Here is a 24,979-nt window from a genome sequence, read left to right as displayed (position 1 = left end):
GACAGACACGACAGACACGACAGACACGACAGACACGACAGGCACGACAGGCACGACAGGCACGACAGGCACGACAGACACGACAGACACAGCGGGCACAGAGGGCACAGAGGGCACGGCAATCATGACAGCGCTTATGGATCGGGGTGTAGCCTTGCAGCCGCCCTCGCCCGAGCCTCTGAGCGTCCCTGTGTCGGCAGAATCGAGTAGTCCGGAAAGGAGTTGCTCGCCTCTGCTGACCCATGCCATTCGCCCGCTCATGGGACCAGAGGCCAGACCCTTGTGCGATGCGTTTGCCGGCAAGGTGCTGTTGCTTGTCAATACCGCCAGCAAATGCGGTTTCACCCCTCAGTTCGAATCACTGGAAACACTGCACCGGCGCTATGGCGAGCGAGGATTCGCGGTACTCGGTTTCCCGTCCGAGGACTTTCGCCAGGAGCTCGATTCCGAAGCTGCGGTGGCCAGGTTCTGTGAACTGAACTATGGCGTGAGCTTTCCCATGTTCCAGAAGGTGCATGTCACCGCGGCCGATGCGCATCCCTTGTACCAATACCTCGCGGCTGCAACCGGCATCTACCCGCAATGGAATTTCAACTAGTACCTGGTCGACAGAAACGGAGAGGTAGTGGCCCACTATGGGTCCAGCGTACTGCCGACGGGCAAACAGCTGGTGAGCGACATCGAGGCGCTGTTGAAGTAGGTCGTTCGGTCTGCTCTGATCCGTTTGACCCGCTCTATTCGCTCTATTCGCTCTATTCGCTCTATTCGACCTGTTCGACCTGTTCGACCTGTTTGACCTGTTTGACCTGTTTGACGCATTCAATCATCCGCTTCGGATAGCGTCGCACAACTCGCCCCACACCAAGGGACGAGCCGCTGTCAAGTCAGGCCTGTTGTCCGGTCGCCAGATCCCGGTACTGCCTGAAAACGGCCTCTGCACGCTGCCAGACACCCTGGTCAGGCTGTTTCAGCTCGAGCAGATGCGGCAACATCTGTGTCGAGAAGTCCTCACTGCTCTCTCTGGGCAGCAGAGAAGGCAGATGATCAATAGCAATGATGTCCAGTCGCGGCGCTGATCCGTCGGCAGCAAGAAGTCGCTCAACCGGTCTGTCCATGGTGGTGCAATCGCGATAGACAGGCAAGGGATTGAACTCACCCGTAGGATCGCAGCTGACGTCGGCGATGACGCATAGACGACGTTGGGGAGATTGCAGATGTTCAAGCGTGGTGAAAGGCAAGGACGGCGCATTCACGAATACGCAGTTGATCAGCATGTCGTGCTCGCGAACTGCATCGAAGGGTCCCCCGGCGGCTGTTTCAGCCTGATCCCAACGAGTGAGCGGCACATCGCAGGCTTCCAGCAACTCACAGGCCCCTCTACCGCAGCGTCCCAGAGCGCCGATGACCAACGCAGTCGGGCGCTGATCAACCGGCTTGTGCGATTGAGCTGCCGCGCCGGCCTCACTGACGACTGCATCCTCATCACAACCGCCTTGCGCTGCCTCTACCTGCGCCAACTGTTCACGCACGTCGGCAATCAGGGCATTCTTGTCGGGCCAGGCCTGCAAGGCTGCCAGACTGGGTTCTTTGCCCAAGGCCTGTCCAGCCCAGCTGAGCACGGCTGTCGCCGCTCCGACAAAGCCTGCCCAGTACCCGAATGCGGCCACTCGCCGCCCCTGTTCATCGACCAGATACTCCAGGTCATACAGGGTGCCCTTGCCGCGCGCAAATGCACCGAGGGTCTCCTGCCAGCCACTCTGATGCTTGTAGGCATGCGCAAAATGTACGTGACGCCGCGTGAACGGACCCAGTACGGGATCCAGTTCCTTGAGCCCCAGAATGAAGGCATGTTCAGGAGCTGCCTGCCAGCTACCCTCGGGCACCAATCGGCATCCCGCTTCCTGATACTCCTCATCGCTGAAGATACGTGCAACGCTACGTTCGACCACGACCTCGAAGCCTGCCTTCAACAGCTCACGGGTCACCTCTGGCGTCAGCAAGGTGCGCTCTTCAAAGGCCTTGGATTCGGCCCGCAGCCATAGCAGGGTGTTGTTCATCAGATTCTTCTCGTCAGTGAATGTCAGGACAGCGTTATTGTTGCCGATGGTGCCATGTCGCCAATCACCGCAGCTTCGGCATAGCCCGCGGCATGCAAGCGTTCAAGACAGTCAGCCTGCGCAGACGCCGGTACGATGGCCAGCAGCCCACCGCTGGTTTGCGGATCACACAGCAGGGACAACCGCGATGCCGGAATATCGGCGTCCACCGCCATGACATCGAGTACCTGGCGATTCTCGGGCCACAGAGAACTGCGCACCCCCTGTTCGGCCAATTGCCATGATCCCGGCAACAGCGGAATCTGCGCACTGCGAATACGTGCCCCCATCTGAAGGCCGTCAAGCAATCGGTGCAGATGACCCAACAGACCGAACCCCGTGATATCCGTCATGTAATGCGCCCCGGCCTGACGCAGTATGTGGGCCGCTGGCCGGTTACTTGTCAGCATGTGATGCAGTGCGCTGCCAACATCCGGCCCGCGCGTTCGACCTTGCATGAGCCCGGCGAACAGCGTGCCGATTCCCAGCGGCTGGGTCAGGATCAGAACGTCACCGACGTGCATTTCCGGCCTGTCGCTGGACGCCGCATCACTGTTGTCATTCAGCACGGCATTCACGACAACACCCAGCGACAGCTCATCTCCCTGCACCGTATGCCCGCCAACCAGTGCACACCGCTCTGCTTCCAGTACGTGCGACAGTCCGCTCATCAACAGCTTCAGATCCCGTTCAACGATGGGCTCCGTCCCTGAAGGCACGGTGGCAATGACCTGCACGGAATGAACCGTTGCATCCACCGTCACCACATCACTCAATGCATGCAATGCGGCAATACGCCCCAGCAGATACGGATCGTCCACGATGGCATTGACAAGATCGACGGATTGCACGAGGGTGCTGCCGGGCAAGGACAACACTGCCGTATCCGCAGCTGGAGACAGTGGCGATGAGCCATCAGTCTGTTGGTCGGCACGAACATGAGTCAATACTCGCTCCAGAAGCGGCTCGCCGACCTTCGAACCGCAACCCCGGCACCGCATGGCGGCCCCGGCGTGTCCTGCCTTCGAACCTGCAGCGTCAAGGTGACGTTCCCGCAAGGCATCTGGCAGTTTCAGGGTCGCCGGATTCAGGTTCATGACCGGCAGATCACTGAACTTGCGCATGAAAGTCTGATCGATATGGTCCTTCCAACGCCATACCCAATCAGCCTCGACCGTCAGTGGACCACGATTGGCAATGGCGCGCTTTTCACCGGTTGCCATCAGGCTCAGGAAATCCTTCTGCGGTCGATAGGGCTTCAGCTTCCTGCCGAGCAGGTAATGTTGAATATTCTCGAACAGAATGGGTGCCTGACGAACCGCGAATACGCCAGCCTTGGCACTAGGCGTCGCGCGTTGGGTGCCGATGTCTCCGCTGGCAAAAATGAAGTCATGAGACACGCTCTGCAGACAGGCATTGGTGCTGACAAAACCACGAGAGTCCACGGCCAGACCGGCAGCCGACGGCCAGTCGGGAGCCACAGCCCCGGTACACCAGAGCACTTCGTCCAGCGTCACTTCCCGAGAGTCTGCCGCCACCAGGCGATCGGACTCGACCCGTATGACGTCGAACTGCGTGATCACCGCGATACCGGCACGCCTGGCGGCCGCCAGTGCCAGTTCGCCTACCCGGGCTGGCCGACCGGACAAGGGCATGTCATGGCGCAGGAACCAGAACAGTTGTGCCCGCTCACTGGCCAGCACATGGCGCATGGCAGTCACCAGTTCGAAACCGCCGGCACCGGAGCCCACTACGCCGATGGATACACGTTCCTCCTCCGATGACTCGAGCCGCTCTCTGATCTGCTGCCAGCGAGCATGAAAGCTGTGAACCGGTTTGACCGGTGTGACGTGCTCCCGCGCCCCGGGCACTGACAGATCCGGTGTGCTACCGGTATCCAGAGACAGCACGTCGAACTCGAGAGCGGGCCTGGACGCGAAGCCGATCTGCCGTCGTTCAGGATCCAGCGAGATGGCGGTTTCCTCGATGAAACGGATACCGGCCCAGGCACACAATCTGCGCAAGTCGACGTGTATATCGTCGACGCTGTAGTGACCGGCAATCAGGCCCGGCAGCATGCCCGAATAGGGGGTCATCGAACTGCTTGACACCAGGGTCAGTCGTACGCCCGGCAGAGCTTGCATTGCCCAACGTCGAATCAACAGGACGTGACTGTGCCCGCCACCGAGCAGGCAGACATCCTGTACGATCGGCGCACTGTTCACTGTTGGGCGGCCCAGGCGAGCAACTCTTCAGCATAGCCACGGGCCACGACGCGATGTTGCTTCCGACTCAGCTGGTAGTCGTACATGGGGTCGTAGTATTCGCGCAGCATGAACTCGATGAAACCGGCATATCCGCTGGTGTCAGCATTGCGTTCATGACGTTTCAAGGCCTCTTCCAGCATGTCGAGAGCATGCTGGTACCGCACATGACCAAATCGCTTCTGAATGCGCGACAGACTGCCTCGGTGGTGATTCGCGTAGGCCTCGAACCCGGCACCTGTCCCATGAGTGGCTTGATAGCGCTTCAGCAGGTCGGGCACATAGTCATCGAAACAGTTTTCGATGCGCTGCTGCATGTCGCATTCGAGTATCAGGATCGGCGCTGCCTGCATGGCGTTGCGCAGGGTATCGGGCAGACAGACGCGTCCGATGAGACGGGCTTCATCCTCCAGCAGCACTCGCTGGTGACCGGCATCTGCCAGCTTCATCAACGCAACGGTTACCGCGTTCTCGAAATCGATATTGCTTGGCTGCACGCTGGCCATGCTGCCAAAACTCGAACCACGGTGATTGGCCAGCTGTTCCAGGTCGACCGTACTGCCCAGGCGCTGAATCAGCAGCGTCTTGCCATTGCCGGTGCGGCCCCCGATCAGCACCAGGTCCAGCGTCGCACACAGTTCCGTCAGGGTCTCCATCAGGAAGGTGCGCAAGGCCTTGTAGCCGCCGCTCACCAGGGGCAACTCGACGCCCGCCTCCTTCAACCACTGTTGGCTGATGCGCGAGCGTAATCCACCACGGAAGCAGTAGAGAGCACCCTGGGGATGCTCACGGGCGAATTCAGCCCAGGCGGCGACCCGCTGCTGACGCAGCTGTGGCGTTACCAGCTCGGCGCCCAGAGCGATCGCCTTTTGCTGATCGGCCTGCTTGTAGCGAATGCCGATGAGGTGGCGCTCTTCATCGGTCATCAATGGTCGATTGACGGATGCAGGAAAGGCGCCCTTCGCAAACTCGATGGGCGCTCTGACATCCAGCAACGGTGTATCGTTCAGGAAAAGCTGACGATAATCCGTGCAAACAGGACCGGGTTGCTGTGGGACTTCCAGCGATGTTCCGGTCGCCGAACTGTCGTTGCTTCCCACAGTTGTATTATAACTCTCGGTCTGTCGTTCAGTTCTTTTCGTCACTGAGAAGCTGTTTCATCGCACCACCTGATGGCAACACACCCTTGGCCGCATATGCATGCAGCTTGGTTCGTGAATCGTTGATATCCAGGTTGCGCATGGACAGCTGACCGATGCGATCCAGGGGACTGAAGGCCTCGTCCTCAACCACTTCCATCGACAGGTTTTCAGGCGCATAGGTCAGCGAATCACTTTCGGTGTTCAGCAAGGTGTAGTCATCGCCCCGACGCAGTTCCAGGGTGACAGTGCCGTTGACACTGGCGCCTATCCACTTCTGCAGGGTGTCTCTGAGCATCAATGCCTGCGGATCGAACCAGCGACCCTGGTACAACAGCTTGCCCAGACGCCGACCCAGCGAATGATAGTTGTCCAGCGTGTCCTCGTTATGAATGCCATTGAGCAGGCGCTCATAGGTGAGATGCAGCAAGGCCATACCGGGTGCTTCATAGATGCCACGGCTCTTGGCTTCGATGATGCGATTCTCGATCTGATCACACATGCCAAGACCATGACGACCGCCGATGGTATTGGCTTCCTTGAACAGCTCTACCGCCGTATCGTAGCGCTTGCCATTCAGTGCAACCGGCATTCCCTCTTCGAAGGTCACACTGACCTGCTCGGTCTTGATCTCGACGCTCGGATCCCAGAACTTCACGCCCATGATGGGCTCGACGATATTCATGCCTCGATCGAGAAATTCCAGATCCTTGGCTTCGTGCGTGGCGCCCAGGATATTGGCATCGGTGGAGTAGGCCTTTTCCTTGCTGGCCCGGTATTCGAAACCGTTGGCATTGAGAAATTCGCTCATTTCCGCTCGACCGCCCAGTTCCTTCACGAAGTCGGAATCCAGCCAGGGCTTGTAGATGCGCAGGTCGGGGTTGGTCATCAGGCCATAACGATAGAATCTTTCGATGTCATTGCCCTTGTAGGTCGAACCATCGCCCCAGATATGGACATCGTCGGCAAGCATCGCGCGAACCAGAATGGTGCCTGTAACGGCGCGCCCCAGCGGCGTGGTGTTGAAATACTTCTTGCCACCACTCTCGATGTGGAAAGCACCGCACATGATGGCCACCAGGCCTTCATTCACCAGTACGTCGACACAATCGACCGTACGCGCCTCTTCAGCGCCATAGGCGCGAGCACGCGAGGCGATATCCTCGAAATCATCCTCATCCGGTTGTCCCAGGTCAGCGGTGTAGGCATAAGGCAAGGCGCCCTTCTGCTTCATCCAGGCAATGGCAGCCGATGTATCCAGACCACCGGAGAACGCTATGCCGACTTTCTGATCAACCGGCAACGACAACAAAATCTTGTTCATCAACCCCACAAAACCCACTAACCATTCGATCCCCCCAGTCTACCAAACATCCCCCCCGGGTCGGACCACCATTACTCCTTGATTCTTCATAAAATATTCATCAATCCAGCGCATTTTTCGCCGCTGAAGCTATCAATTTCTGCCAGAAAAGGGATGATTAAGCAGACCTCAGGACCACACCGGTGCTGACGGAGAGCCTTGGTGCGGAGTCACAATCGACAGGCGATTCCGCTAGCGATGCCATAAGACCATCTTCAGAGTGAACAGATATTGCCAAAGGGGCCGGCAGTTTCGAGATGGATGACGCTTGAACGCCCATTTTCGAGGGTGAAAACGGGCGTTCAAGGCTATTTAACAATGATTATGGCTATATTTTATTATTTTTTTCAGATACTTATCATGGTCCGACCCGATGGGGTCAGCGTTCCTTGAGAAAGGGGATGCCGACGGCCTTGGGGGCGGTGGCGCGGCCGATGAAGCCGGCGAGCAGGATGACGGTGAGCACATAAGGCAGGGCCTGGATGGCTTGCACGGGCACTTCGCCGATGACAGGCAGGGAGACGCCCTGCATGCGAATGGCGACGGCATCGAGAAAGCCGAACATCAGGCAGGCCAGCATGGCAGGAACGGGGCGCCATTTGCCGAAGATGAGAGCAGCCAGGGCAATGTAGCCCTGCCCGGCAGTCATTTCACGGACGAAGGAGGCGTTCTGTGCAGTGGACAGGTAGGCACCGGCAATGCCGGACAAGGCGCCGCAAATGGCCACGGCGGAATAGCGCAGGCGGCTCACGGACAGTCCGGCGGTGTCCACGGCCAGCGGATTTTCGCCGACAGCGCGAATGCGCAGGCCGAAGCGGGTACGGTAGACGACCCACCAGGTGGCAAACACGGCCAGCCAGGCGACGTAGACCAGCACATTGTGGCCGCTGATGACATCACTGTAGAAGGTTCCGATCACCGGTATGGAGCGTGCAGCATCGGCCAGCGGCAATTCCAGCGGCATGAACCGCGCCTCACTGGTCAGCGAGGGAGTCTGTCCTCCCTGGGCAAACCAGGCGATGCCCAGCACCACCGTCAGACCGGATGCCAGGATATTGATGGCAAGGCCGCTGACCACCTGGTTGCCACGATGGGTAATGCAGGCAAAGCCATGCACCAGCGCCAGTGCGACACCCACCAGGATTCCGGTTCCCAGCGCCAGCCAGGCACTCCCGGTAACGGCTGCCACTGCCGCTGCGGCGAAGGCGGATGCCAGCATCTTGCCTTCCAGGCTGATATCGACGATGCCCGAGCGTTCGGAGAACAGACCCGCCATGGCGGCCAGGATCAGGGGAGTGGACACCCGCAGGGTGGCATCGAGTATCGCGAAGAATCCGGAGAGCGCTTCCATCAGGCAGGCACCACTTCGTCAACAGGCTTGAATTTGAGATACAGCTGCACCACCCAGGGCCGCAGCATGAGCGCCAACGCTCCGGAGAACAGGATGATGAGACCCTGGATGGCCACGACCATCTCTCGTGTAATGGTGGGAATCTCGAAGGCCAGTTCCGCCCCGCCCTGATACAGCACACCGAACAGCAGACTGGCCATGACGATACCCACCGGGTGATTGCGCCCCATCAGTGATACGGCAATACCGGTGAATCCGTAACCGGCAGTGAAATTGAGCAGCAGGCGGTGATGCACACCCATGATCTCGTTGACCGCCACGAAGCCTGCCAGTGCACCGGACACACACATGGCCGTGATGATGACCGTCTTGGGCCTGATACCCGCATAGCGTGCAGCCGCCTCGCTCTGCCCGGCAGTACGCAGCTCATAGCCCCAGCGAGTGCGCCAGATGTAGATCCAGACCAACACACAGCAGATCAGCGCAAACACCAGCGACAGGTTCAGCGGTGACCGCGTCACTTCCATGCCGAACCAGCCGAGCACATCATGCATGAAGGGCAACCAGGCAGATTCATCGAACTGGCGAGTCTCCGGCGACATCTGTCCGGGCTTGATCAGCACGTTTACCAGCAGGTACACCATGATGGATGAGGCGATGAAGTTGAACATGATGGTGGTGATGACGATGTGGCTGCCACGGTGCGCCTGCAACCAGGCCGGTATGAACGCCCAGGCGGCGCCGAACAGTCCGGCGGCGAGGATGCCCAGCGGAATCAGCAGAATCATCGGCAGGTACTTGTCGAGCAACAGAAAGACCAGACCGACACCCAGCCCGCCGATATAGGCCTGCCCTTCTCCACCGATGTTGAACAGATTGGCGTGAAAGGCAACCGCCACGGCCAGCCCGGTAAAGATGAAGTTGGTGGTGTAATACAGGGTGTAACCGATGGCCTCGTCATAGCCGAAGGCACCGTTGATCATGATGCCCACCGCCTCGATCGGGTTGACCCCGATGGCGAGCATGATCAGTCCGGCAAAGAACAGCGCCACAATGATGTTCAGCACCGGAATGAGACCAATCTCCAGCCAGGCTGGCAAGGGAATGCTGCTGGTATTGATACTCATGCCGCGGAGTCCTGAACCGAATCCTGGTGTGCATTGGCCATCATCAGGCCCAGTTGCGTCTTGTTGGCATCACGCCCACTGACCTCGGCCACAATCTGCCCCTCGTACATGACGATGATGCGATCGGCCAGACTCATGATCTCGTCGAGCTCGACAGACACCAGCAGGATGGCGCAGCCCTTGTCCCGCATCTCGATGATCTTTTCGTGAATCAGCTCGATGGCTCCGATGTCGACACCGCGAGTCGGTTGGCCCACCAGCAGCACCTCCGGCTGACGTTCGAGCTCGCGTGCCAGAATCAGCTTCTGTTGATTGCCACCGGAAAACGAGGCTGATTTCAGATTGGGGTCGGGGGGACGTACATCGAGCCCTTCCATCAATTGCCGGCAGATGGCGCGAATGGTCTTCAGGCGCAGCAGGCCACGCAGATTGAAGCGACCGGCACGTTGATAACCCAGTACCGAGCTTTCCGCGGCTGTGAACGACTTGACCAGCCCCAGCTTGAGACGATCCTCCGGCACATGCTGCACTTTCAGCTGACGCATCTCCGAGGGCGTGATCGCCTGATCGGCCGAGGCCTGCTGGCCATTGATGATGAAATGTCCGCTGGTCGGTGACGTGATGCCCGAGAGCACTTCCAGCAGCATGCTCTGACCATTGCCGGCAACACCCGCCACCCCGAGAACCTCACCACGCTTGACCTCGAATGACAGGTTCTTCAGGCGCACCTTGCCGGTCTTGTCGATGACGCCGAGATCCACCACTTCGATCCCCTTGGCGGTATCGGCGGACAAGGGTTCGTCGCGATGATAGTTCCGCGTTTCCAGCTTGCGCCCGACCATCAGCTCGGCCAGTTCACTCATGCTGGTCTCGCTGGTCTTGAGATGCGACACCATCTCGCCCATGCGCAGCACGGAGACGGTGTCGGTCACGTCCATGATTTCACGCAGCTTGTGCGTGATCAGGATGACGGTCACGCCCCGCTCTTTCAGCGCGTTGAGCACGACAAACAGTTGATCGGCCTCCTGCGGGGTCAGCACGCCGGTAGGTTCGTCGAGAATCAGGATTTCGGCATGGCGATAGAGCGCCTTGAGAATCTCGGTACGCTGCTGCTCGCCAACCGGCAGATCGGACACCAGGGAATCCACGTGCACGGACAGCTGATATTCATCTGCCAGACGTTGCAGTTCCTTGCGAGCAGCGGCTGCACTGTGTGACAGCAGCGCATTGCCTTCGGCGCCAAGCATGACGTTTTCCAGCACGCTGAAGGTATCCACCAGCATGAAGTGCTGGTGCACCATGCCGATACCGGCGGCAATGGCGTCACTGGAATCGTGAATGGCAACCGGCTTGCCATTGATGAGCACCTCCCCACTGTCGGCCTGATAGAAGCCGTAGAGGATGCTCATGAGCGTCGACTTGCCCGCGCCGTTTTCACCCACGATACCGTGAATGGTGCCGCGAGCAACCTTCAGATCGATATTGCGGTTGGCGCGGACAGCCCCGAATCGCTTGGAAATGCCACGCAGTTCGATGGCCAGGGGGCCATCGATCGAACCGGCAGGCGGATTCACCGGAGTGCTTCCGCCTGCGTCTGCATCATTGAAATCAACCATGATCCGGACAACCCGGTACCAGTTGCGTTGTCTGCATCATAAGGTCAGATGATGTTGATCAGTAAGAGCAGCTGTTGTCGCTCATGTAGTCATGAACGCTGATGTCGCCGGCAACGATACCGGCAGTTGCAGCTTCCACCGCCGCCTTCATGTCGTCGGTGATCAGCGCTTCGTTGTTTTCATCCAGTGCCCAGCCCACAGCACCATCGGCCAGTCCCAGATCCTTGATGCCCGCTTCCCAGGTTCCGTCCATGGCCTGCTTGAAGGCATTGTAGGCTGCCACGTCCACCCGCTTGAGCATGGAGGTCAGCATGCTGCCCGGATGCAGGTAGTTCTGGTTGGAATCCACTCCGATGGCCAGTTTGTCGCCGTCCTTTGCTGCCTGATAGACACCGATACCGGTACCGCCAGCGGCGGCATAGATGACATCGACACCTCGGTCGAACTGTCCCTTGGCCAACTCGCTGCCACGCCCCGGATCGTTCCAGGCTGAAGGCGTGGTACCGGTCATGTTCTGGATGACATCGACCGAAGCATCCGCATGCTTGGCACCCTGCTCATAGCCACAGGCAAAACGACGAATCAGTGGAATATCCATGCCACCGACGAAACCGACCATCTTGCTGTCGGAGGCCATGGCGGCCAGCACACCGACCAGAAACGATCCTTCCTGTTCCTTGAAGACGACAGACTGCACATTGGGCAGATCGACGACGCCATCGATCAGGGTGAAGCGGGTATCGGGGAATTCCTTGGCGACTGTCTCCATGGGACCGGCCTGGGCAAAGCCGACGCCGACGATCGGATCGGCACCCCGTTGTGCCATACGACGGATGGCCTGCTCACGCTGGGTCTCGTTGGTGACTTCGAACTCGCGATAGGCTACGCCGGTTTCTTCCTTGAACCGCTCGGCGCCATCGTAGACTCCCTGATTGAACGACTTGTCGAACTTGCCGCCCATGTCAAACACGACAGCTGGCGAAATATCGGCTGCAGAGGCAGCAGTAGAAGCCAGCAGTATCCCGGCAATTACGCCGAGGCGTGAGATTGTCATAGTGTTGTTCCTCTGAGAATTGATAACGACTGCAGCTGCCAGGCATGTAGCCGGGGAGCGCCTCAGCCGCCTGTTTCGAGTGTAGCACGATACATTTCGAGTCCAACGGCACTCGAATCGGCACCGAACAGCAGCCTATCGGCCGCCGGCCTCGCACTATTTACCCGCCGCTTCGTTGGCTGCCACCAGCAGACTGGCCAGTTCTCCGAAAGAGTCCTTGTAATAGTAGGGTGAGGTCTGATCCGGGCTTTGCGGATTTTCCTCGTTGACACCGTAATCCAGCCCCTTTTCGCTCAAAACCTTGTACTTCTTCATGACACCCGGTCTGGTGGAGCTCTCGCGGGTTGCCTCTTCGAGCAGACCCAGCTGCAACATCAGCTTGTTGGCCTTGACCGCTGACAACGCCACCTCGTGCTCCTTGAGCAGTTTGGTGAGCGATTCCACATCGTTACCTTTCATGACAATTCAACATCCTATCGTTGGCAGCGCGTCGCGCCACGCATTCTTCACGCAATTCAGTCCCGGGCCGCCGGTGCCGGTTGCGATTCCAGGGCCGCGTCCCGGAAACTCTCGGCCAGGGCCTGAGCATCCAGAGGCGAGACGCCCACCATTTCCAGCACATCTTCGCCGATCAGCAGGGCAGTTTCAAATGTCTCGCCATAGGCTCTGTCAGCGCCATCGCGCAGCAGGCGGTGCTCATCGTCGGTGCCCACCGCGCGCGCCAGCACGGTCAGATGCGGATATTCGCGACGCACCCGTTTCAGCAGATCGGCGGCGGCCTCGGGGTCATCCAGCGCAATCACCAGTACCGCTGCGCGGGCAGCGCCGGCGGCCTCCAGCAAGTCGGGACGTGTGGCATCACCGTAGAAGCCGACAAACCCCGCCGATCGCAGTGCGGTGAAGCGATCCGGGCTGTGGTCGATGACCACGGCGCGGAAGCCGTTCTCCTGCAGCATTCTTGCAACCACACAGCCGACTCGCCCATAGCCGGCGACGATCACCTGGGAATCCGCCGTTTCCCCGGCATCCACACCGGTATCAGTCTGCTGACGGGCTGGCAGAGTGTCACGGCGCGCCGCAAAGAAGAGCAACATTGGCGTTGCCAGCATCGACAGCGCAACCACCAGCACCAGCTGCGCCGCCAGCTTGTCCGGTATGGCCTGATAACTGATGGCCAGAGCGATGACAACGAAGGCCAGTTCACCACTTTGCGCCAGCACGGTCGCCAGCCAGATTCGCTGCTGCCGTGGCACCTTCGAATGTCGCAGGATATTGCGCACGATCCAGGCCTTGACGAACACCAGCAGGGCCACCAGGGCAAAGGTCTCCAGCGGTTTGCGAATGAAGGTGGCAAAATCGATCTGCATGCCGGTGGAAATGAAGAACATGCCTACCAGCAAACCGCTGAACGGCCCCATGGCAATGCGAATCGCCGAACCGTATTCCGAACGGATCAGCAGCAGACCACCCAACAGAGCACCCAGCTCCAGTGGCAGATCAAGAGCCCGCACCACCAGCAGCAAGCCGATGGTCAGCAGCAGCGCAAAGGCGGCAAAGACCTCATCCAGCCCGATGCTGACGACATAGCGAAACGCGTGACGCAGCATCAGGTGACCGAAAATGCCGAAGCCCCCCAGAAACATCAGCCCCATGATGACCCGGGGCCAGGGGCTGCCCTGGGTAATGGTGGCCTCGAAGCCAAGCAGGGGCAACAGCACGAAAACCGGCACGATGGCCATGGCCTGGGTCAACAGCAGCTGGTGTCCGGCTTCGGTCAGCGGTGACCCTGTCGGGTAGCGCTCGTTGAAGGCATGGGTGGCGACCGCCTCCGAGGAAATGGACAGAGCCAGCCCTGCCACCAACGCGTGATGCCAGGGATGCCCGATCAGCATGCCGACCAGCATGATCACGAGCGAAGTCAGCACGAATTGCAGGATTCCGAGTCTGATCCCGCCATCGAGCAGCCGCTTGACGCGTGCCGGAGTCGCCTGCAACGCCGCCAGAAACAACAGCAGCACGGTAGCGACACGGGAAAACAGATCGATATGCTCGACATCCCGGATCAGCGCCAGCCCCCAGGGTCCGATCAGAATGCCGGCGAACAGATAACCGAAAACCGGCCCCAGTCCCAGACGCTTGGCACTGGGTACCGCCAGCAACCCTGCCAACAGGTAGATGAAGATGTTCAGCAGCAGGTTGCTGGGCTCAGCAATCATCTTTCGCCTCCCTGTCGCTGCTCCGGCCTGCCGACAGGCCGTTCACGAGTCCTTGCAGCATGAGCACTCCCCGGCTGCCGGTTTTCCGGGCATTCTCGCAACGCCACTCAGGCGCTCGCGGCCTCGTCCAGCTGCCGGATTCCTGCGGTATGCTCGGCAATGTAGCTCACCGGCATGAACGTGTTGATATCGGACTCGGCCATCTGCTGTTCGAAACGCCCCGGGTACGGTGCCTGCAGCAAGCTACCGACATCGGTATACGGAAACAGCTGGTCGTAACGACGGATATCATGCTGATTGATGCGGCGGTAGACATGTGTGCGGTTGAGCTCGCAAGGTGTACACAGACCTGCTGCCGCCACGATCTCGTTGACCCGCTCGATGGTCTCGTCATGAAAACGCTGCACGCGAACACGCTTGTCCGTGATGACCAGGCCCTTTGCCAGCTTCGGATCCTGCGTCGCGACACCTGTCGGGCAATGGTTGGTATTGCATACCAGCGACTGTACGCAGCCCAGTGACATCATGAAGCCACGCGCGCAATAGCACAGATCCGCGCCGATGCTGAGGTTCTTCACGATATGAAAGGCGGTAAAGATCTTGCCCACGGCAATCACCCGAATGTCCTTCTTCAGATCGAATCCGGACAGGCAGTCACAGACAAAGGCCAGGCCGTCACGCAGCGGCATGCCAACGGAATTCGAAAATTCCAGTGGCGCAGCGCCAGTGCCGCCTTCACCACCATCCACCGTGATGAAATCCGGCTTGATACCGGTGGCGATCATCGCCTTGCAGATGGCAATGAACTCGCTTTCGCGCCCGACGCACAATTTGAATCCAATGGGTTTGCCACCACTCAGTTCGCGCAATTCGGCAATGAAATGCATCATTTCCAGTGGAGTCGTAAAAGCTGAATGACTCGGCGGTGAGGCCACCATGGTGCCCTCTTCCACACCTCTGGCCGCGGCGATCTCGGCCGTATTCTTGACCGCCGGCAAGATGCCGCCGTGGCCAGGCTTGGCACCTTGCGAGAGCTTTATCTCGATCATCTTCACCTGCTCTCGCGTGGCATTGGCGGCGAACTTGTCGGCATCGAAGCCTCCATCGGCCGTGCGGCAGCCGAAATAGCCGGTACCGATCTGCCAGATGATATCGCCACCACCCTCCAGGTGATGACTTGACAAGCCGCCTTCGCCGGTATTGTGGGCAAAGCCGCCCATGCGTGCACCGTCATTCAGAGCGCGTATGGCATTGGCGCTGAGCGAGCCGAAACTCATGGCACTGATGTTCAGCAGGCTGGCATTGTACGGTTGCTGACAGTCCGGGCCACCCACCTTGACGCGGGGATCGTTGTCCGTGCCGTGAATGTCGATGGCGGCCAGCGAATGGGCAATCCATTCGTAACCATCGCGGTAGGTGTCGAATTTGGTACCGAAAGGCACCGTATCGTTCTCCCCCTTGGCGCGCTGATAGACCACCGACCGAAACATGCGTGAAACGGGAGCCCCATCGGTTTCGGATTCGAACAGATACTGACGCACGAAGGGTCGCAGCCCTTCGAGCATCCAGCGTCCACGACTGAACAGGGGAAAATTGCGTCGCAGCGAATGCTCGGTCTGCCGCATGTCGTGAACACCCACACCGATCAACGGCAGCAGGACCAGCAGCACCCACAGGATGGGCGACCAGAGCAGAGCCAGTAGCAGGACCAGCAGAACCGAGACGAGCGAAGCTGTAATGAAGTATGTGCGCATGAATTCCTCCGTGCGCCATGGTAGCCGATGCGCCCGGCGTTTATCCGGTCCAGTCTCTCATCACACCGTCCAGCCAGCAGCTTACGCTGGCATCGTGCCGATGGGCATCGTTCATCATGTCGGCCCGCTCCTCATCGGTAAACTGCTCCGGCTTCTTGAGACGATTGCGCTCCTGCCAGATTGCCAGCACTTCGGCATTCACTTCCGGATGGAACTGCACCCCCAGCACATGATCGTTCAAACGGTAGGCCTGATTCGGAAAATGTTCCCCGGTGGCGATACGTCGGGTATCGGGCGGCAACTCGAAACCTTCGGAGTGCCACTGCATGACCATCAGCGGTGACGTCAGAAAAGCCGACTCCTCGGGCACCGGATCAACCCGGTGAAATCCGACTTCCTGTACCGCGTTTTCGTGCGGCCGGACACGTGCACCCAGCACCCGGGCCAGAATCTGGGCTCCCAGGCAGATGCCGAAAAACGGTATATCGTGCTTCAGGCACTGTTCGACGAAGACCAGCTCACGCCTGACCCAGTCGAAATCGGAACAATCATTGGCGCTGTTGGCACCGCCGAAGACCATGACGCCTGCGTAACCACGCGGGTCGGGAAAGGGGTCGTCGTTGACCGGGTAACACCAATCGACATTCTTGCCGTTGTCCGACATCCAGCGTGTACAGCGATCCACATTCCAGTTGGCGGAATGCTTGACGAACAGGTATGGCGCTGCGGCACTACGACTCATGCAAATCTATCGCACCCAAATGTAGAAGGCATCTGAAACAGCGGACTCTCCTGAGGGATCTGTAGCTTCGATACGTAAGTTGCGCACGTTGGTTTCCTCGGTTGGAAGGCCCGACACGATGCCCGTTTCCTCATCGATCTCGACGCCATCAGGCAATTCGCCGTTTCCAGCGATGGCGTAACTCAGCGTATCACCATCCGGATCGATGAATTCTGGAATCACAGGCCGAATAGATCTTCCCAGCAGGATTATCTGGTTGAACACCGAATCCTCGATATATTCCGGTGCCGAGTTCTCGGGCACCAGCGGCGCCGCCTCGATCTCCAGGGTGACATCGGTTTCCAGTTCGGCGCCTCCGTCACTGACGATCAGCGTCAGTACATGTGTGCCGACGTCGTCTTCACCCGGGATGCCCGACAGCACACCCTCCTCACTCAGTGACAGGTTTCCGTCATCGGGCAGCGGGGTATCCTCAGCCAGTGAAAAAATCAGCTCACTCTCCTCCGGATCGAGAAAATACAGGGCAAGGTTCTCGACCACACGCTCCCCTTCGATTGCCGTCAGTTCAGGGATCGGATCAATCAGCTCCGGAGCCTGATTGGCAGCCACGATACGAATGGTGGCTGTGGCCGTGGACACGTGTACACCATCGCTGAGCTGATAGACAAAGCTGTCGAACTGATCCGTGCGAATGCCCGTCAGGCTGGACTCGTACGTGAAGCTGCCATCTCCCTCCGGGCTCAACTCGAAAAACGCCGCATTCTCGGGCCCTTCCAGCGCCTCGGGCAACACGACAATCGGAGAGTTGCTGTCATCGATATCATCACTGTCGTTGCTGAGCAGGTTGACATCATCGGCCCCGAAACTCTCGCGCGTGCCTTCCAGCACCACAAATGTATCGTTGACCGCTACCGGTGCCTCGTTGATGGCGATCAGACAGAAATCGTATTCATTCGAGCTTTCGCGACCGGCACTGTCCCGGGTCGTCAACTGGTAGCGCATGCCCACCGAGGCCTTCAACTCGGGCACCGGCAGATTGAATTCCGCCAGTGCCTCATCGGTATCCACCTGCTGGAACTCGAGAGAGCAATCATCGACATCCGTGCAGGCATCAAGCAGGGAATCTGCGGCCAGATCGACATTGAACCCCGACACCTCAGCGCACAGAGCCAGATTCCCCTGCGCCAGCGGTGTCGGATTCCACACGAACTCCTGTTCGCCGGACAGGGAACCCACACGGCCCGTCGCGATCTCGCCAATGCTTTTTTCGTTCAGGACGATTGCTTCGTCAACCGGCTGGTCGTCGAGAAAGACCTCCGTGATCGGCACCCCGTCCGAACCGGCAGAATCCACCCAATTGCACCCGCTGACCAGCAGGCAGCCAACCGCCGCGCTGGCGTACAAGCTTGCCGAAGTCTTCATGACCTGTCCTCAACGACGATGATGACTGATGATAGTCCGTAGAAAGTGCTCTCGCACACGATCTGCATCGACTGTCATGCAGACGGCGCTGGCCGGGCGATCCTGCCAGTGCGGCACGGCATAGGTGTAGCCCTTGCGATCCAGTGCCAGCTGACCGATGGCGATACCTTCCGGTACAACGCGAGCAGCGCCCTTCTCGACCGTGAAGGCATCGGGCTGCAGCACATAGGCAACTGCGGCAGCATCATGCATGGCGCACTGTGGTTCGTCCAACCCCTTGGCAGCGCCACTCTGCGTATAGAAGTCGACATAGAAGCGGCTGCTTTGCCAGATCAGCGCTCCGGTCTCCCCCGCCTGATCATCCAGTTGCTTCAGATGTGTATCGGTGAGCATGATGCGATGCGTGACATCCAGACCGACAATGGTGGCAGGCCAGTCGGCGGCCAGCAGTTCATCCGCCGCATGGGGGTCGTTCAGGAAGTTGGCCTCGGCCACGGGCGAGACATTGCCCGGCTCGTCGACGCAGCCACCCATGATGACCAGACCGGCCACCAGACTGGGCAGGCGCGGTTCGCGACGCAGAGCCTCGGCGACATTGGTCAGCGGCCCGACAGCCACGATGGTCAGTTCACCGGGATGCTCCTGCGCGCTGCGAATGATGAAATCGGCGGCATCCAGCGGCTCCAGCTGTGCATGTCGTGCCTCGCTGCGCAGCGGCGCAGCACCGGGAGCAGGCGCACCGGGCTGACTGCCGGGATAGACGTTGCCCAGGCCATCGCCACCGTGCACGAAATCGGCATGCGGCAAGGGTGACTGCACCAGCGGGATGGCAGCGCCTCGCGCCACGGCAACCGACTCGGCGCCCAGCACATCCAGAATGTACTGTGCATTGCGGGTCGAATAGTCGATGTTGATATTGCCGAAGACCGTGGTCAGTCCCAGCAGTTCGATGTCCGGATGGGCCAGTGCATAGGCAATGGCCATGGTGTCGTCCACACCGGGATCGGTGTCAATGATGATCTTGTGCATGGTCAGTTTGATTCAATCGTCCTGTGTGCTGTCGACCTCGGCAAGGGTCGGGATGCTCGGAGTGGCGCCGGCCACCGTGACCGACAGGGCTGCGGCTCGGCAGGCGCGCTGCAGAGCGTCCCTTTCGGCAAGCCCCTGCATGAGTCCGGCAAGGAAGTATCCCACAAAGGTATCCCCTGCTCCCGTGGTATCGACAACATCGACCGGCACTGCCGCCTCACTTACCTGCTGGCCCTCGTATTGCAGCAAGGCTCCTCGAGAGCCCAACGTCAGCACCAGTCGGGTATCGGGATAGCGTTGCGCCAGAATGGCCAGCGCCTCATCAGGATCATCGGTTTCAGCCAGATCCGCCGCTTCGGTTTCGTTGACGATCAGCACATCGCACTGTGCCAGTGGCAACTGTCTGACGGCAGCCGTCATCGGCGCCGGATTGAAGGCGATCGACATCTGGCGCTGGCGAGCAATCTCGAACGCCTCGGCGATATCGTTGCATTCGTTCTGCATCAGCAGCCAGTCACCCGGCGCCGCTTCGCTCAAGCGTTGCTCCAGCACTCCGCGATCAAAGCTCTGATTGGCACCGCCATGCAGAATGATGGAGTTTTCGCCACTGTCATCCACCTGAATGATGGCATGACCGCTGGGCCCGTCCACGGATTCCACACCCTGCATGTCGACGCCGGCTGCCTGCATCTGTTCGGCCGCCCACTGGTCGGATTTGCCGATGCGACCGATATGCCGGACGTCGATCCCCGCGCGCGCCAGTGCCACCGATTGATTGGCGCCCTTGCCGCCCAGCACGGTCTCCAGCGAACGACTGGACAGGGTTTCCCCTGGCTGCACCAGATGCGGAACCCGATAGACCATGTCGATGTTGATGGAGCCGAAATTGAATACCTTCATGGTTCGAAGTACGAATGAAGAAAAGACAGGTCAGAGTGTAACGCGCTATCCTCGACAGGAGTCAGCCATCCCGAAGCCCCCATAATCGGAATCTCGAACGCGTGAATTATCCAGACAAGGTCACTGTGGTGGAAGTCGGTCCACGTGACGGACTGCAGAATGAAGCCAGCGCCCTGAGCGTTGCGCAGAAAGCCACCCTGGTAGACAAGCTGTCCGTCAGTGGTTTGCCCATCATCGAGACCGGCTCCTTCGTCTCTCCCCGCTGGGTGCCGCAAATGGCCGATTCGGGACCTGTATTCGGCAGCATCAGGCGTCGCCCGGGCACCCGTTACACGGCACTGACACCGAACGAGCGAGGCCTGGACTCGGCCATCGACGCCCAGGTCGATGAGGTGGCCATCTTCGCAGCGGTCACGGAAAGCTTCTCTCGCAAGAACCTCAACGCCAGCATCAGCGAGACCCTGCAGCGTTTCGCACCCATCATGGAGCGGGCCCGCAGTCTGAACCTGCCGGTTCGTGGTTATCTCTCCTGCGTGCTGGGTTGCCCCTATGAAGGTGAGGTCTCCCCCGCGGCAGTCAGCCAGCTGACCCGCCAGCTGCTGGACATGGGCTGTCATGAAGTCTCGCTGGGCGACACCATCGGCACCGGTACGGCAGGCAGTACAGGCCGACTGCTCGATACCCTGCTCACCGATGGCATCGCGGTTGAACAGCTGGCCATGCATTGCCACGACACCTACGGGCAGGCACTGGCGAATCTCGTGATCGCCCTGCAATACGGTGTGGCGACCATCGATGCCTCGATCGCCGGTCTCGGCGGATGCCCCTATGCCAGAGGGGCCACCGGCAATGTCGCCACCGAAGACGTGATCTACCTGCTCGATGGTCTGGGAATCGAGCACGGAGTCGATCTGCCGGCGCTGCTCGAGGCAGGTCGTTACATCAGCCAGCAACTGCAGCGTGACTCGCAGTCAAGAGCGGCCAGGGCCTTGCAGGCCGCTGCCGACAATTCAGCAGACTGACCCCGAGCGACACCGACCATGATGCAAGCCGATATACCGTCACCCTGCATCGGCATCTGCCGAATCGACGAAGACAGGCAACTGTGCGAAGGCTGCCTGCGCACCCTCGAGGAAATAGGCTGCTGGGGGGTCATGAAGTCCGAGCAGAAACTCTCGGTGCTGCATGCCTGCCTGGAGCGACGGCGCCTGTCGCAATCATCGGACAGCAACGGGACAGACGCCCCCTGATACAGGACGCGCCTGCTGTCGGCGAACAGCAACGCGCTGGATCAGACCCGCTGTTCCGGCGGCGGAATGGAATAGGTGCCAGTGACATGGGCCACGGGCTCGTCCTCGCTGCCGTGCTCACTGAACAAGCTGACCTCGCCCACCGCCAGGCGTTTGCCAAGCTTCAGCATGCGAGCATCGGCCACCACATCTGCCGTGCCGGGCTTGCGCAGGAAGTTGATGGACAGACTGGTGGTCACCGCCAGCTCCACCGGCCCGATTCGCGACAGAATCAGCGCATAGAGGGCGGCATCGGCCAGTCCCATCATGACCGGGCCGGCAATGGTTCCACCGGGGCGCAGCAGTCGTTCGTTGTAGCGCGCGCGCAGGCGGACATGATCGTCGGCGAAGTAATCCACGGCAATGCCCATCATGCCGGCAAAGGGCAGACGCTCGTCGAGAATCTCGCGAAACGCCTCCTCACTGAGCAGCAACGAGGACGTGCCCGTCTCGGGAGTTGACCCTGTCTGGTGTTCACTGCTCACTATCGGCGTCCGGATTGTTGCTCGCAAGGCAGCAGTGTTACCGAGAGCCGCCGGTTGGTCAAGATGGCCCTTGGGGCAGCAACGGGTTCAGAGGCCGGACACCTTGCGGTTGAGCCCGGTAGTCGTGTGCAGCAACCAGCGTTGCATTTCGGTAGCATTCATCGGATGACTGATCAGGAATCCTTGCGCCTCGTTACAGTCGAAGCCATGCAGAATGTCATATTGCTGCCTCGTCTCGACGCCCTCTGCCACCACCGTCAGATTCAGGTTGTGGCTCAGCGTGATGATGGCCGAGACGATGGCGACATCACCGGCATCGACTCCCAGATCCTTGACGAAGGAACGATCGATCTTGAGCTTGTCGACAGGCAGTCTCTTCAGATAGCTCAGTGACGAAAACCCGGTTCCGAAGTCATCGATGGCCACCTGTATGCCCAGAGCCTTCATGTCACGCAGAATCCGGATGCCCAGTTCGATATCCTGCAGCAGCAGACTCTCGGTCAATTCTATTTCCAGCAAATGCGGATCCAGACCACTGTAGGCGATGGCGGTATTGATATCCGTGATCATGTCGCTGCGGGTGAACTGCACCGACGAGCAATTGACCGCGATCACCAGAGGCTCCATCCCGGCCTCGATCCAGTTCTGCATCTGGCGTGTGGCCTCGCACAGCACCCAGCGGCCCAGCGGCAGGATCAGCCCGGTCTCTTCCGCCAGCGGAATGAAGTCGTTCGGACTGACCGTACCGTGTTCCTCATGGTCCCAGCGGATCAGTGCCTCGACCCCGCTGACGCTGCCATCGCAGATGTTGACCTTGGGCTGATACACCAGGGTCAACTGCTCGTTTTCGATCGCACTCTTCAGCTCGCTTTCCAGCGAAAAGCGGGCCAGCGCCTGCTCGTGAATCTGGCGCGAATAGAACTGGTAGCCATTGCGACCGGATTCCTTGGCGTGATACATCGCCACATCGGCATTCTTCATCAGCACTTCCGAGGTCACGCCATCTGCCGGAAACACACTGATACCGATGGTGGTAGTCACTGACACGTTCTGCCCGCCGATGTCGTAGGGCGCGCTGATCGACTGGGCAATGCGCTCAGCCACGCGAGCGGCGTCCTCTGCCCGATTGACCTGACCGAGCAGTACGACGAACTCATCCCCACCGAGACGAGCGACCGTATGCTGTGATTCGGCTTCCTCGCCATCGATATTCTCGCCGCAGCTGCTGACCATGTCGCCGCCACGTACCACGCTTGTCAAACGGCCGGACACCTGCTTGAGCAGGTCGTCGCCGGCATCATGTCCCAGGGTGTCATTGACCTGCTTGAAGTGGTCCAGATCGAGAAACAGCAAGGCGAACTTGCCCTGATTGCGTTTGGCCAGTTTCAGGGTGTACCGCAGCTGCTCGTTCAACTGGGCGCGATTGGGCAGACCGGTCACCAGATCGAAATAGGCCAGATTGTGGATCTGCTTCTGGGCATTGGTGCGTTCGGTAATATCCTGAATGGTGCCCATCATGTGCGTGCATTCACCACTCTCGACACAATAGGGTTCAGCCTCGAGACGAATGCGGCGTGAGCTATCATCGTGCAGGCAAGGCACACAGAACTCGATGTTGAAAGGCTGTTTTTCCTCGACGGCATGTTCGGCCATCAGGCGAACACTGTGGCGATCGGCATCGACGATCCGATCCAGAAACTCGTTCCAGTTGTCCACGGTCTGTCCTTCGGTCAGTCCCAGCACGCGGCCGAACTCGCGCGACCATGACATGCCGTGGCTGCTCAGACACCACTCCCAGTTGCCCAGTCTGGCGATGCGCTGTGCATTGTCCAGTTTCGACTGACTCACCCGCAGGGCATCGGCTGTCAACTTGGAACGCAGCAGATACTGCACACGATACGGCAGGATGTAGAAATTGACAGGCTTGGTCAGAAAATCGGTCACCCCTTCGTCATAGGCACGGGTGATCGAGTCCAGATCTTCCAGCCCCGTGATCATCAGGATGGGCACATGCATGCCGCCGGGCAACTTGCGAATGCCGCTGATGGCCTCGAAGCCATCCATGACCGGCATGACGGCATCCATGATGACCAGATCCGGTTCATGCTCACGGTACATGTCTATGGCCTCGATGCCATCAGCGGCATGCAGCACATCGAAGCCGGCATCCTCCAGCGCACCTTCGGCCATCAGCAGACTGGCGACATCGTCATCCACATGCAGCACGATGGGACGCTCGCGCTGCACGCTCGACATCACCATCTGCAACGATTGCGGAGAGGCCTGGCTCATCAGGCAACCTTTCTCATGTGCTGGTCAAGCGCCACGATGCTGGCCTCGAACAATTCCTCGACACCATCAGCCAGGGCATGACAGGCGGGATGGTTCTCTTCGCGAGCGGCCGCTTCGAGCTCACGGCAACGCTCCGAGAGCATTCTCGCCCCGACATAGGCGCTGCTGGATTTCAGGCCATGTGCGGCATTGCCGACAGCCGGCAGATCATCCGAGTCCAGCCCCTGCTGAATGGCTTCGATGGCCGTGGGCGACTCGGACTTGAACAGGCCAACCACGCGTTCGAGCAGATCCGGTTTACCGGGCCGTTGCAACGAGGCAATGGACTTCAGTGCCTGAGGTTCGATGTAACTAGTCATGTCGGTTTGTGAAAATCCCTTTTTCCGTGCCAGGATCCGAGTCCTCTACCATTGATTAACGACTGATCCCGGCCAAACTGAGCATACTGGGCCATCAATTCCGATTTCAATGAATCAAGTCTCAGCACAGCCGCCTCCAGACCCGGGGGTGAGGTGCGCAGATCCCCGCCGATCGGCTCATCGGGTTTTTCCTGCCAGTCCGCCATCGTGATACCCGGGCGACCGTATCCGGAGCGGATTCGTGGTTCCGCGTGTCGAGGGTTCTCTGTCAGGTCCGTTGTGACCCGTGTCTCGGTCACCCAGTAGATCAGCATGGTGGACAGGATCAAAGCCAGGAATGCAGCGAACCACTGTGCATTGGGCAGCACCATGTAACCCCACATCAGCAGCAGATACATGCCCGCTGCCATGGAGAAACGCACCAGTTGTGAAATCGTCTGCATCCTCAATCCTGAATACATCTCATGCAGAACGTATCGAC

General features: G+C 59.4%; 22 protein-coding genes. 3 read left to right on the top strand and 19 right to left on the bottom strand.

Going from position 1 to position 24,979, the window contains the following annotated elements:
• Positions 1–598, top strand: a 598-nt coding sequence (locus tag ACUNV4_RS03010; RefSeq protein WP_430877010.1) for a glutathione peroxidase, incomplete at its 5' end; no start/stop codon positions are given.
• Between the two features lie 286 nt (positions 599–884).
• Here ACUNV4_RS03010 and ACUNV4_RS03005 read toward each other — a convergent pair.
• From ACUNV4_RS03005 to ACUNV4_RS02935, 15 genes are all read right to left on the bottom strand, one after another.
• Positions 885–2,057: a saccharopine dehydrogenase gene (locus tag ACUNV4_RS03005; RefSeq protein ID WP_430877009.1), complete on the bottom strand. Its 1,173-nt coding sequence runs from the start codon at positions 2,055–2,057 to the stop codon at positions 885–887.
• A gap of 23 nt (positions 2,058–2,080) precedes the next feature.
• Entirely contained in the window at positions 2,081–4,321 is a 2,241-nt protein-coding gene (gene selD, locus ACUNV4_RS03000) for a selenide, water dikinase SelD (RefSeq protein WP_430877008.1), read from the bottom strand.
• Positions 4,318–5,460, bottom strand: coding sequence for a tRNA 2-selenouridine(34) synthase MnmH (gene mnmH, locus ACUNV4_RS02995; RefSeq protein ID WP_430877007.1), 1,143 nt, complete (start codon positions 5,458–5,460; stop codon positions 4,318–4,320). The genes selD and mnmH overlap by 4 nt, the downstream gene beginning before the upstream one ends.
• 28 nt (positions 5,461–5,488) lie before the next feature.
• Positions 5,489–6,823 carry an argininosuccinate synthase gene (gene argG / locus ACUNV4_RS02990; RefSeq protein ID WP_430877006.1) on the bottom strand — a complete coding sequence of 445 codons (1,335 nt, stop codon included), beginning with the start codon at positions 6,821–6,823 and terminating at the stop codon, positions 5,489–5,491.
• Between the two features lie 418 nt (positions 6,824–7,241).
• The gene (locus ACUNV4_RS02985) at positions 7,242–8,213 is read right to left on the bottom strand and encodes an ABC transporter permease (protein WP_430877005.1); all 972 of its coding nucleotides are present in this window, start codon (positions 8,211–8,213) and stop codon (positions 7,242–7,244) included.
• The gene (locus tag ACUNV4_RS02980) at positions 8,213–9,340 is read right to left on the bottom strand and encodes an ABC transporter permease (protein ID WP_430877004.1); all 1,128 of its coding nucleotides are present in this window, start codon (positions 9,338–9,340) and stop codon (positions 8,213–8,215) included. Before ACUNV4_RS02980 ends, ACUNV4_RS02985 begins: the two co-directional genes overlap by 1 nt.
• The gene (locus ACUNV4_RS02975) at positions 9,337–10,956 is read right to left on the bottom strand and encodes an ABC transporter ATP-binding protein (RefSeq protein ID WP_430877003.1); all 1,620 of its coding nucleotides are present in this window, start codon (positions 10,954–10,956) and stop codon (positions 9,337–9,339) included. The genes ACUNV4_RS02980 and ACUNV4_RS02975 overlap by 4 nt, the downstream gene beginning before the upstream one ends.
• 58 nt (positions 10,957–11,014) lie before the next feature.
• Positions 11,015–12,010, bottom strand: a complete 996-nt coding sequence (locus ACUNV4_RS02970) for a BMP family lipoprotein (protein ID WP_430877002.1) — start codon at positions 12,008–12,010, stop codon at positions 11,015–11,017.
• A 156-nt stretch (positions 12,011–12,166) separates the two neighbouring features.
• Entirely contained in the window at positions 12,167–12,469 is a 303-nt protein-coding gene (locus tag ACUNV4_RS02965; RefSeq protein WP_430877001.1) for a hypothetical protein, read from the bottom strand.
• A 56-nt stretch (positions 12,470–12,525) separates the two neighbouring features.
• Positions 12,526–14,226, bottom strand: coding sequence for a cation:proton antiporter domain-containing protein (locus tag ACUNV4_RS02960; RefSeq protein WP_430877000.1), 1,701 nt, complete (start codon positions 14,224–14,226; stop codon positions 12,526–12,528).
• A gap of 107 nt (positions 14,227–14,333) precedes the next feature.
• Positions 14,334–15,980, bottom strand: a complete 1,647-nt coding sequence (locus tag ACUNV4_RS02955; RefSeq protein WP_430876999.1) for an FMN-binding glutamate synthase family protein — start codon at positions 15,978–15,980, stop codon at positions 14,334–14,336.
• Positions 15,981–16,020: 40 nt separating this feature from the next.
• Positions 16,021–16,722, bottom strand: a complete 702-nt coding sequence (locus ACUNV4_RS02950) for a glutamine amidotransferase-related protein (protein ID WP_430876998.1) — start codon at positions 16,720–16,722, stop codon at positions 16,021–16,023.
• Positions 16,723–16,728: 6 nt separating this feature from the next.
• A complete protein-coding gene (locus tag ACUNV4_RS02945; RefSeq protein WP_430876997.1) occupies positions 16,729–18,144 on the bottom strand; it encodes an Ig-like domain-containing protein in 1,416 nt (471 codons plus the stop codon).
• Positions 18,145–18,153: 9 nt separating this feature from the next.
• A complete protein-coding gene (locus ACUNV4_RS02940; RefSeq protein WP_430876996.1) occupies positions 18,154–19,173 on the bottom strand; it encodes a nucleoside hydrolase in 1,020 nt (339 codons plus the stop codon).
• Positions 19,174–19,185: 12 nt separating this feature from the next.
• Complete coding sequence (locus ACUNV4_RS02935) at positions 19,186–20,073, bottom strand: ribokinase (protein ID WP_430876995.1); 888 nt, start codon at positions 20,071–20,073, stop codon at positions 19,186–19,188.
• A gap of 101 nt (positions 20,074–20,174) precedes the next feature.
• On the opposite strand from ACUNV4_RS02935, the gene ACUNV4_RS02930 reads away from it, so the two are divergent.
• Together ACUNV4_RS02930 and ACUNV4_RS02925 are read left to right on the top strand one after the other, a co-directional pair.
• A complete protein-coding gene (locus ACUNV4_RS02930) occupies positions 20,175–21,095 on the top strand; it encodes a hydroxymethylglutaryl-CoA lyase (protein WP_430876994.1) in 921 nt (306 codons plus the stop codon).
• Positions 21,096–21,113: 18 nt separating this feature from the next.
• Positions 21,114–21,323, top strand: a complete 210-nt coding sequence (locus tag ACUNV4_RS02925; RefSeq protein WP_430876993.1) for a DUF1289 domain-containing protein — start codon at positions 21,114–21,116, stop codon at positions 21,321–21,323.
• Between the two features lie 41 nt (positions 21,324–21,364).
• Here the strand turns inward: ACUNV4_RS02925 and ACUNV4_RS02920 are convergent, their stop codons facing one another.
• The 4 genes from ACUNV4_RS02920 to ACUNV4_RS02905 all read right to left on the bottom strand — a co-directional run bounded on the left by ACUNV4_RS02920 (position 21,365) and on the right by ACUNV4_RS02905 (position 24,941).
• The gene (locus ACUNV4_RS02920; RefSeq protein ID WP_430876992.1) at positions 21,365–21,847 is read right to left on the bottom strand and encodes a PaaI family thioesterase; all 483 of its coding nucleotides are present in this window, start codon (positions 21,845–21,847) and stop codon (positions 21,365–21,367) included.
• Between the two features lie 87 nt (positions 21,848–21,934).
• A complete protein-coding gene (locus tag ACUNV4_RS02915) occupies positions 21,935–24,139 on the bottom strand; it encodes a putative bifunctional diguanylate cyclase/phosphodiesterase (RefSeq protein ID WP_430876991.1) in 2,205 nt (734 codons plus the stop codon).
• Positions 24,139–24,498: an Hpt domain-containing protein gene (locus ACUNV4_RS02910; RefSeq protein ID WP_430876990.1), complete on the bottom strand. Its 360-nt coding sequence runs from the start codon at positions 24,496–24,498 to the stop codon at positions 24,139–24,141. Before ACUNV4_RS02910 ends, ACUNV4_RS02915 begins: the two co-directional genes overlap by 1 nt.
• On the bottom strand, positions 24,495–24,941 hold the full coding sequence (locus ACUNV4_RS02905) for a hypothetical protein (RefSeq protein WP_430876989.1): 447 nt from the start codon (positions 24,939–24,941) through the stop codon (positions 24,495–24,497). Before ACUNV4_RS02905 ends, ACUNV4_RS02910 begins: the two co-directional genes overlap by 4 nt.
• Between the last annotated feature and the right edge of the window lie 38 nt (positions 24,942–24,979).

Source organism: Granulosicoccus sp. 3-233, from assembly GCF_052681095.1.
This window is presented reverse-complemented; position numbering and strand designations above follow the sequence as displayed.

Coding starts and splice junctions, on each gene's coding strand:
- ACUNV4_RS03005 (WP_430877009.1), bottom strand. CDS start 2,057: ATGAACAACACCCTGCTATGGCTGCGGGCCGAATCCAAGGCCTTTGAA.
- argG (WP_430877006.1), bottom strand. CDS start 6,823: ATGAACAAGATTTTGTTGTCGTTGCCGGTTGATCAGAAAGTCGGCATA.
- ACUNV4_RS02985 (WP_430877005.1), bottom strand. CDS start 8,213: ATGGAAGCGCTCTCCGGATTCTTCGCGATACTCGATGCCACCCTGCGG.
- ACUNV4_RS02980 (WP_430877004.1), bottom strand. CDS start 9,340: ATGAGTATCAATACCAGCAGCATTCCCTTGCCAGCCTGGCTGGAGATT.
- ACUNV4_RS02975 (WP_430877003.1), bottom strand. CDS start 10,956: ATGGTTGATTTCAATGATGCAGACGCAGGCGGAAGCACTCCGGTGAAT.
- ACUNV4_RS02970 (WP_430877002.1), bottom strand. CDS start 12,010: ATGACAATCTCACGCCTCGGCGTAATTGCCGGGATACTGCTGGCTTCT.
- ACUNV4_RS02965 (WP_430877001.1), bottom strand. CDS start 12,469: ATGAAAGGTAACGATGTGGAATCGCTCACCAAACTGCTCAAGGAGCAC.
- ACUNV4_RS02960 (WP_430877000.1), bottom strand. CDS start 14,226: ATGATTGCTGAGCCCAGCAACCTGCTGCTGAACATCTTCATCTACCTG.
- ACUNV4_RS02955 (WP_430876999.1), bottom strand. CDS start 15,980: ATGCGCACATACTTCATTACAGCTTCGCTCGTCTCGGTTCTGCTGGTC.
- ACUNV4_RS02950 (WP_430876998.1), bottom strand. CDS start 16,722: ATGAGTCGTAGTGCCGCAGCGCCATACCTGTTCGTCAAGCATTCCGCC.
- ACUNV4_RS02945 (WP_430876997.1), bottom strand. CDS start 18,144: ATGAAGACTTCGGCAAGCTTGTACGCCAGCGCGGCGGTTGGCTGCCTG.
- ACUNV4_RS02940 (WP_430876996.1), bottom strand. CDS start 19,173: ATGCACAAGATCATCATTGACACCGATCCCGGTGTGGACGACACCATG.
- ACUNV4_RS02935 (WP_430876995.1), bottom strand. CDS start 20,073: ATGAAGGTATTCAATTTCGGCTCCATCAACATCGACATGGTCTATCGG.
- ACUNV4_RS02925 (WP_430876993.1), top strand. CDS start 21,114: ATGATGCAAGCCGATATACCGTCACCCTGCATCGGCATCTGCCGAATC.
- ACUNV4_RS02915 (WP_430876991.1), bottom strand. CDS start 24,139: ATGAGCCAGGCCTCTCCGCAATCGTTGCAGATGGTGATGTCGAGCGTG.
- ACUNV4_RS02910 (WP_430876990.1), bottom strand. CDS start 24,498: ATGACTAGTTACATCGAACCTCAGGCACTGAAGTCCATTGCCTCGTTG.
- ACUNV4_RS02905 (WP_430876989.1), bottom strand. CDS start 24,941: ATGCAGACGATTTCACAACTGGTGCGTTTCTCCATGGCAGCGGGCATG.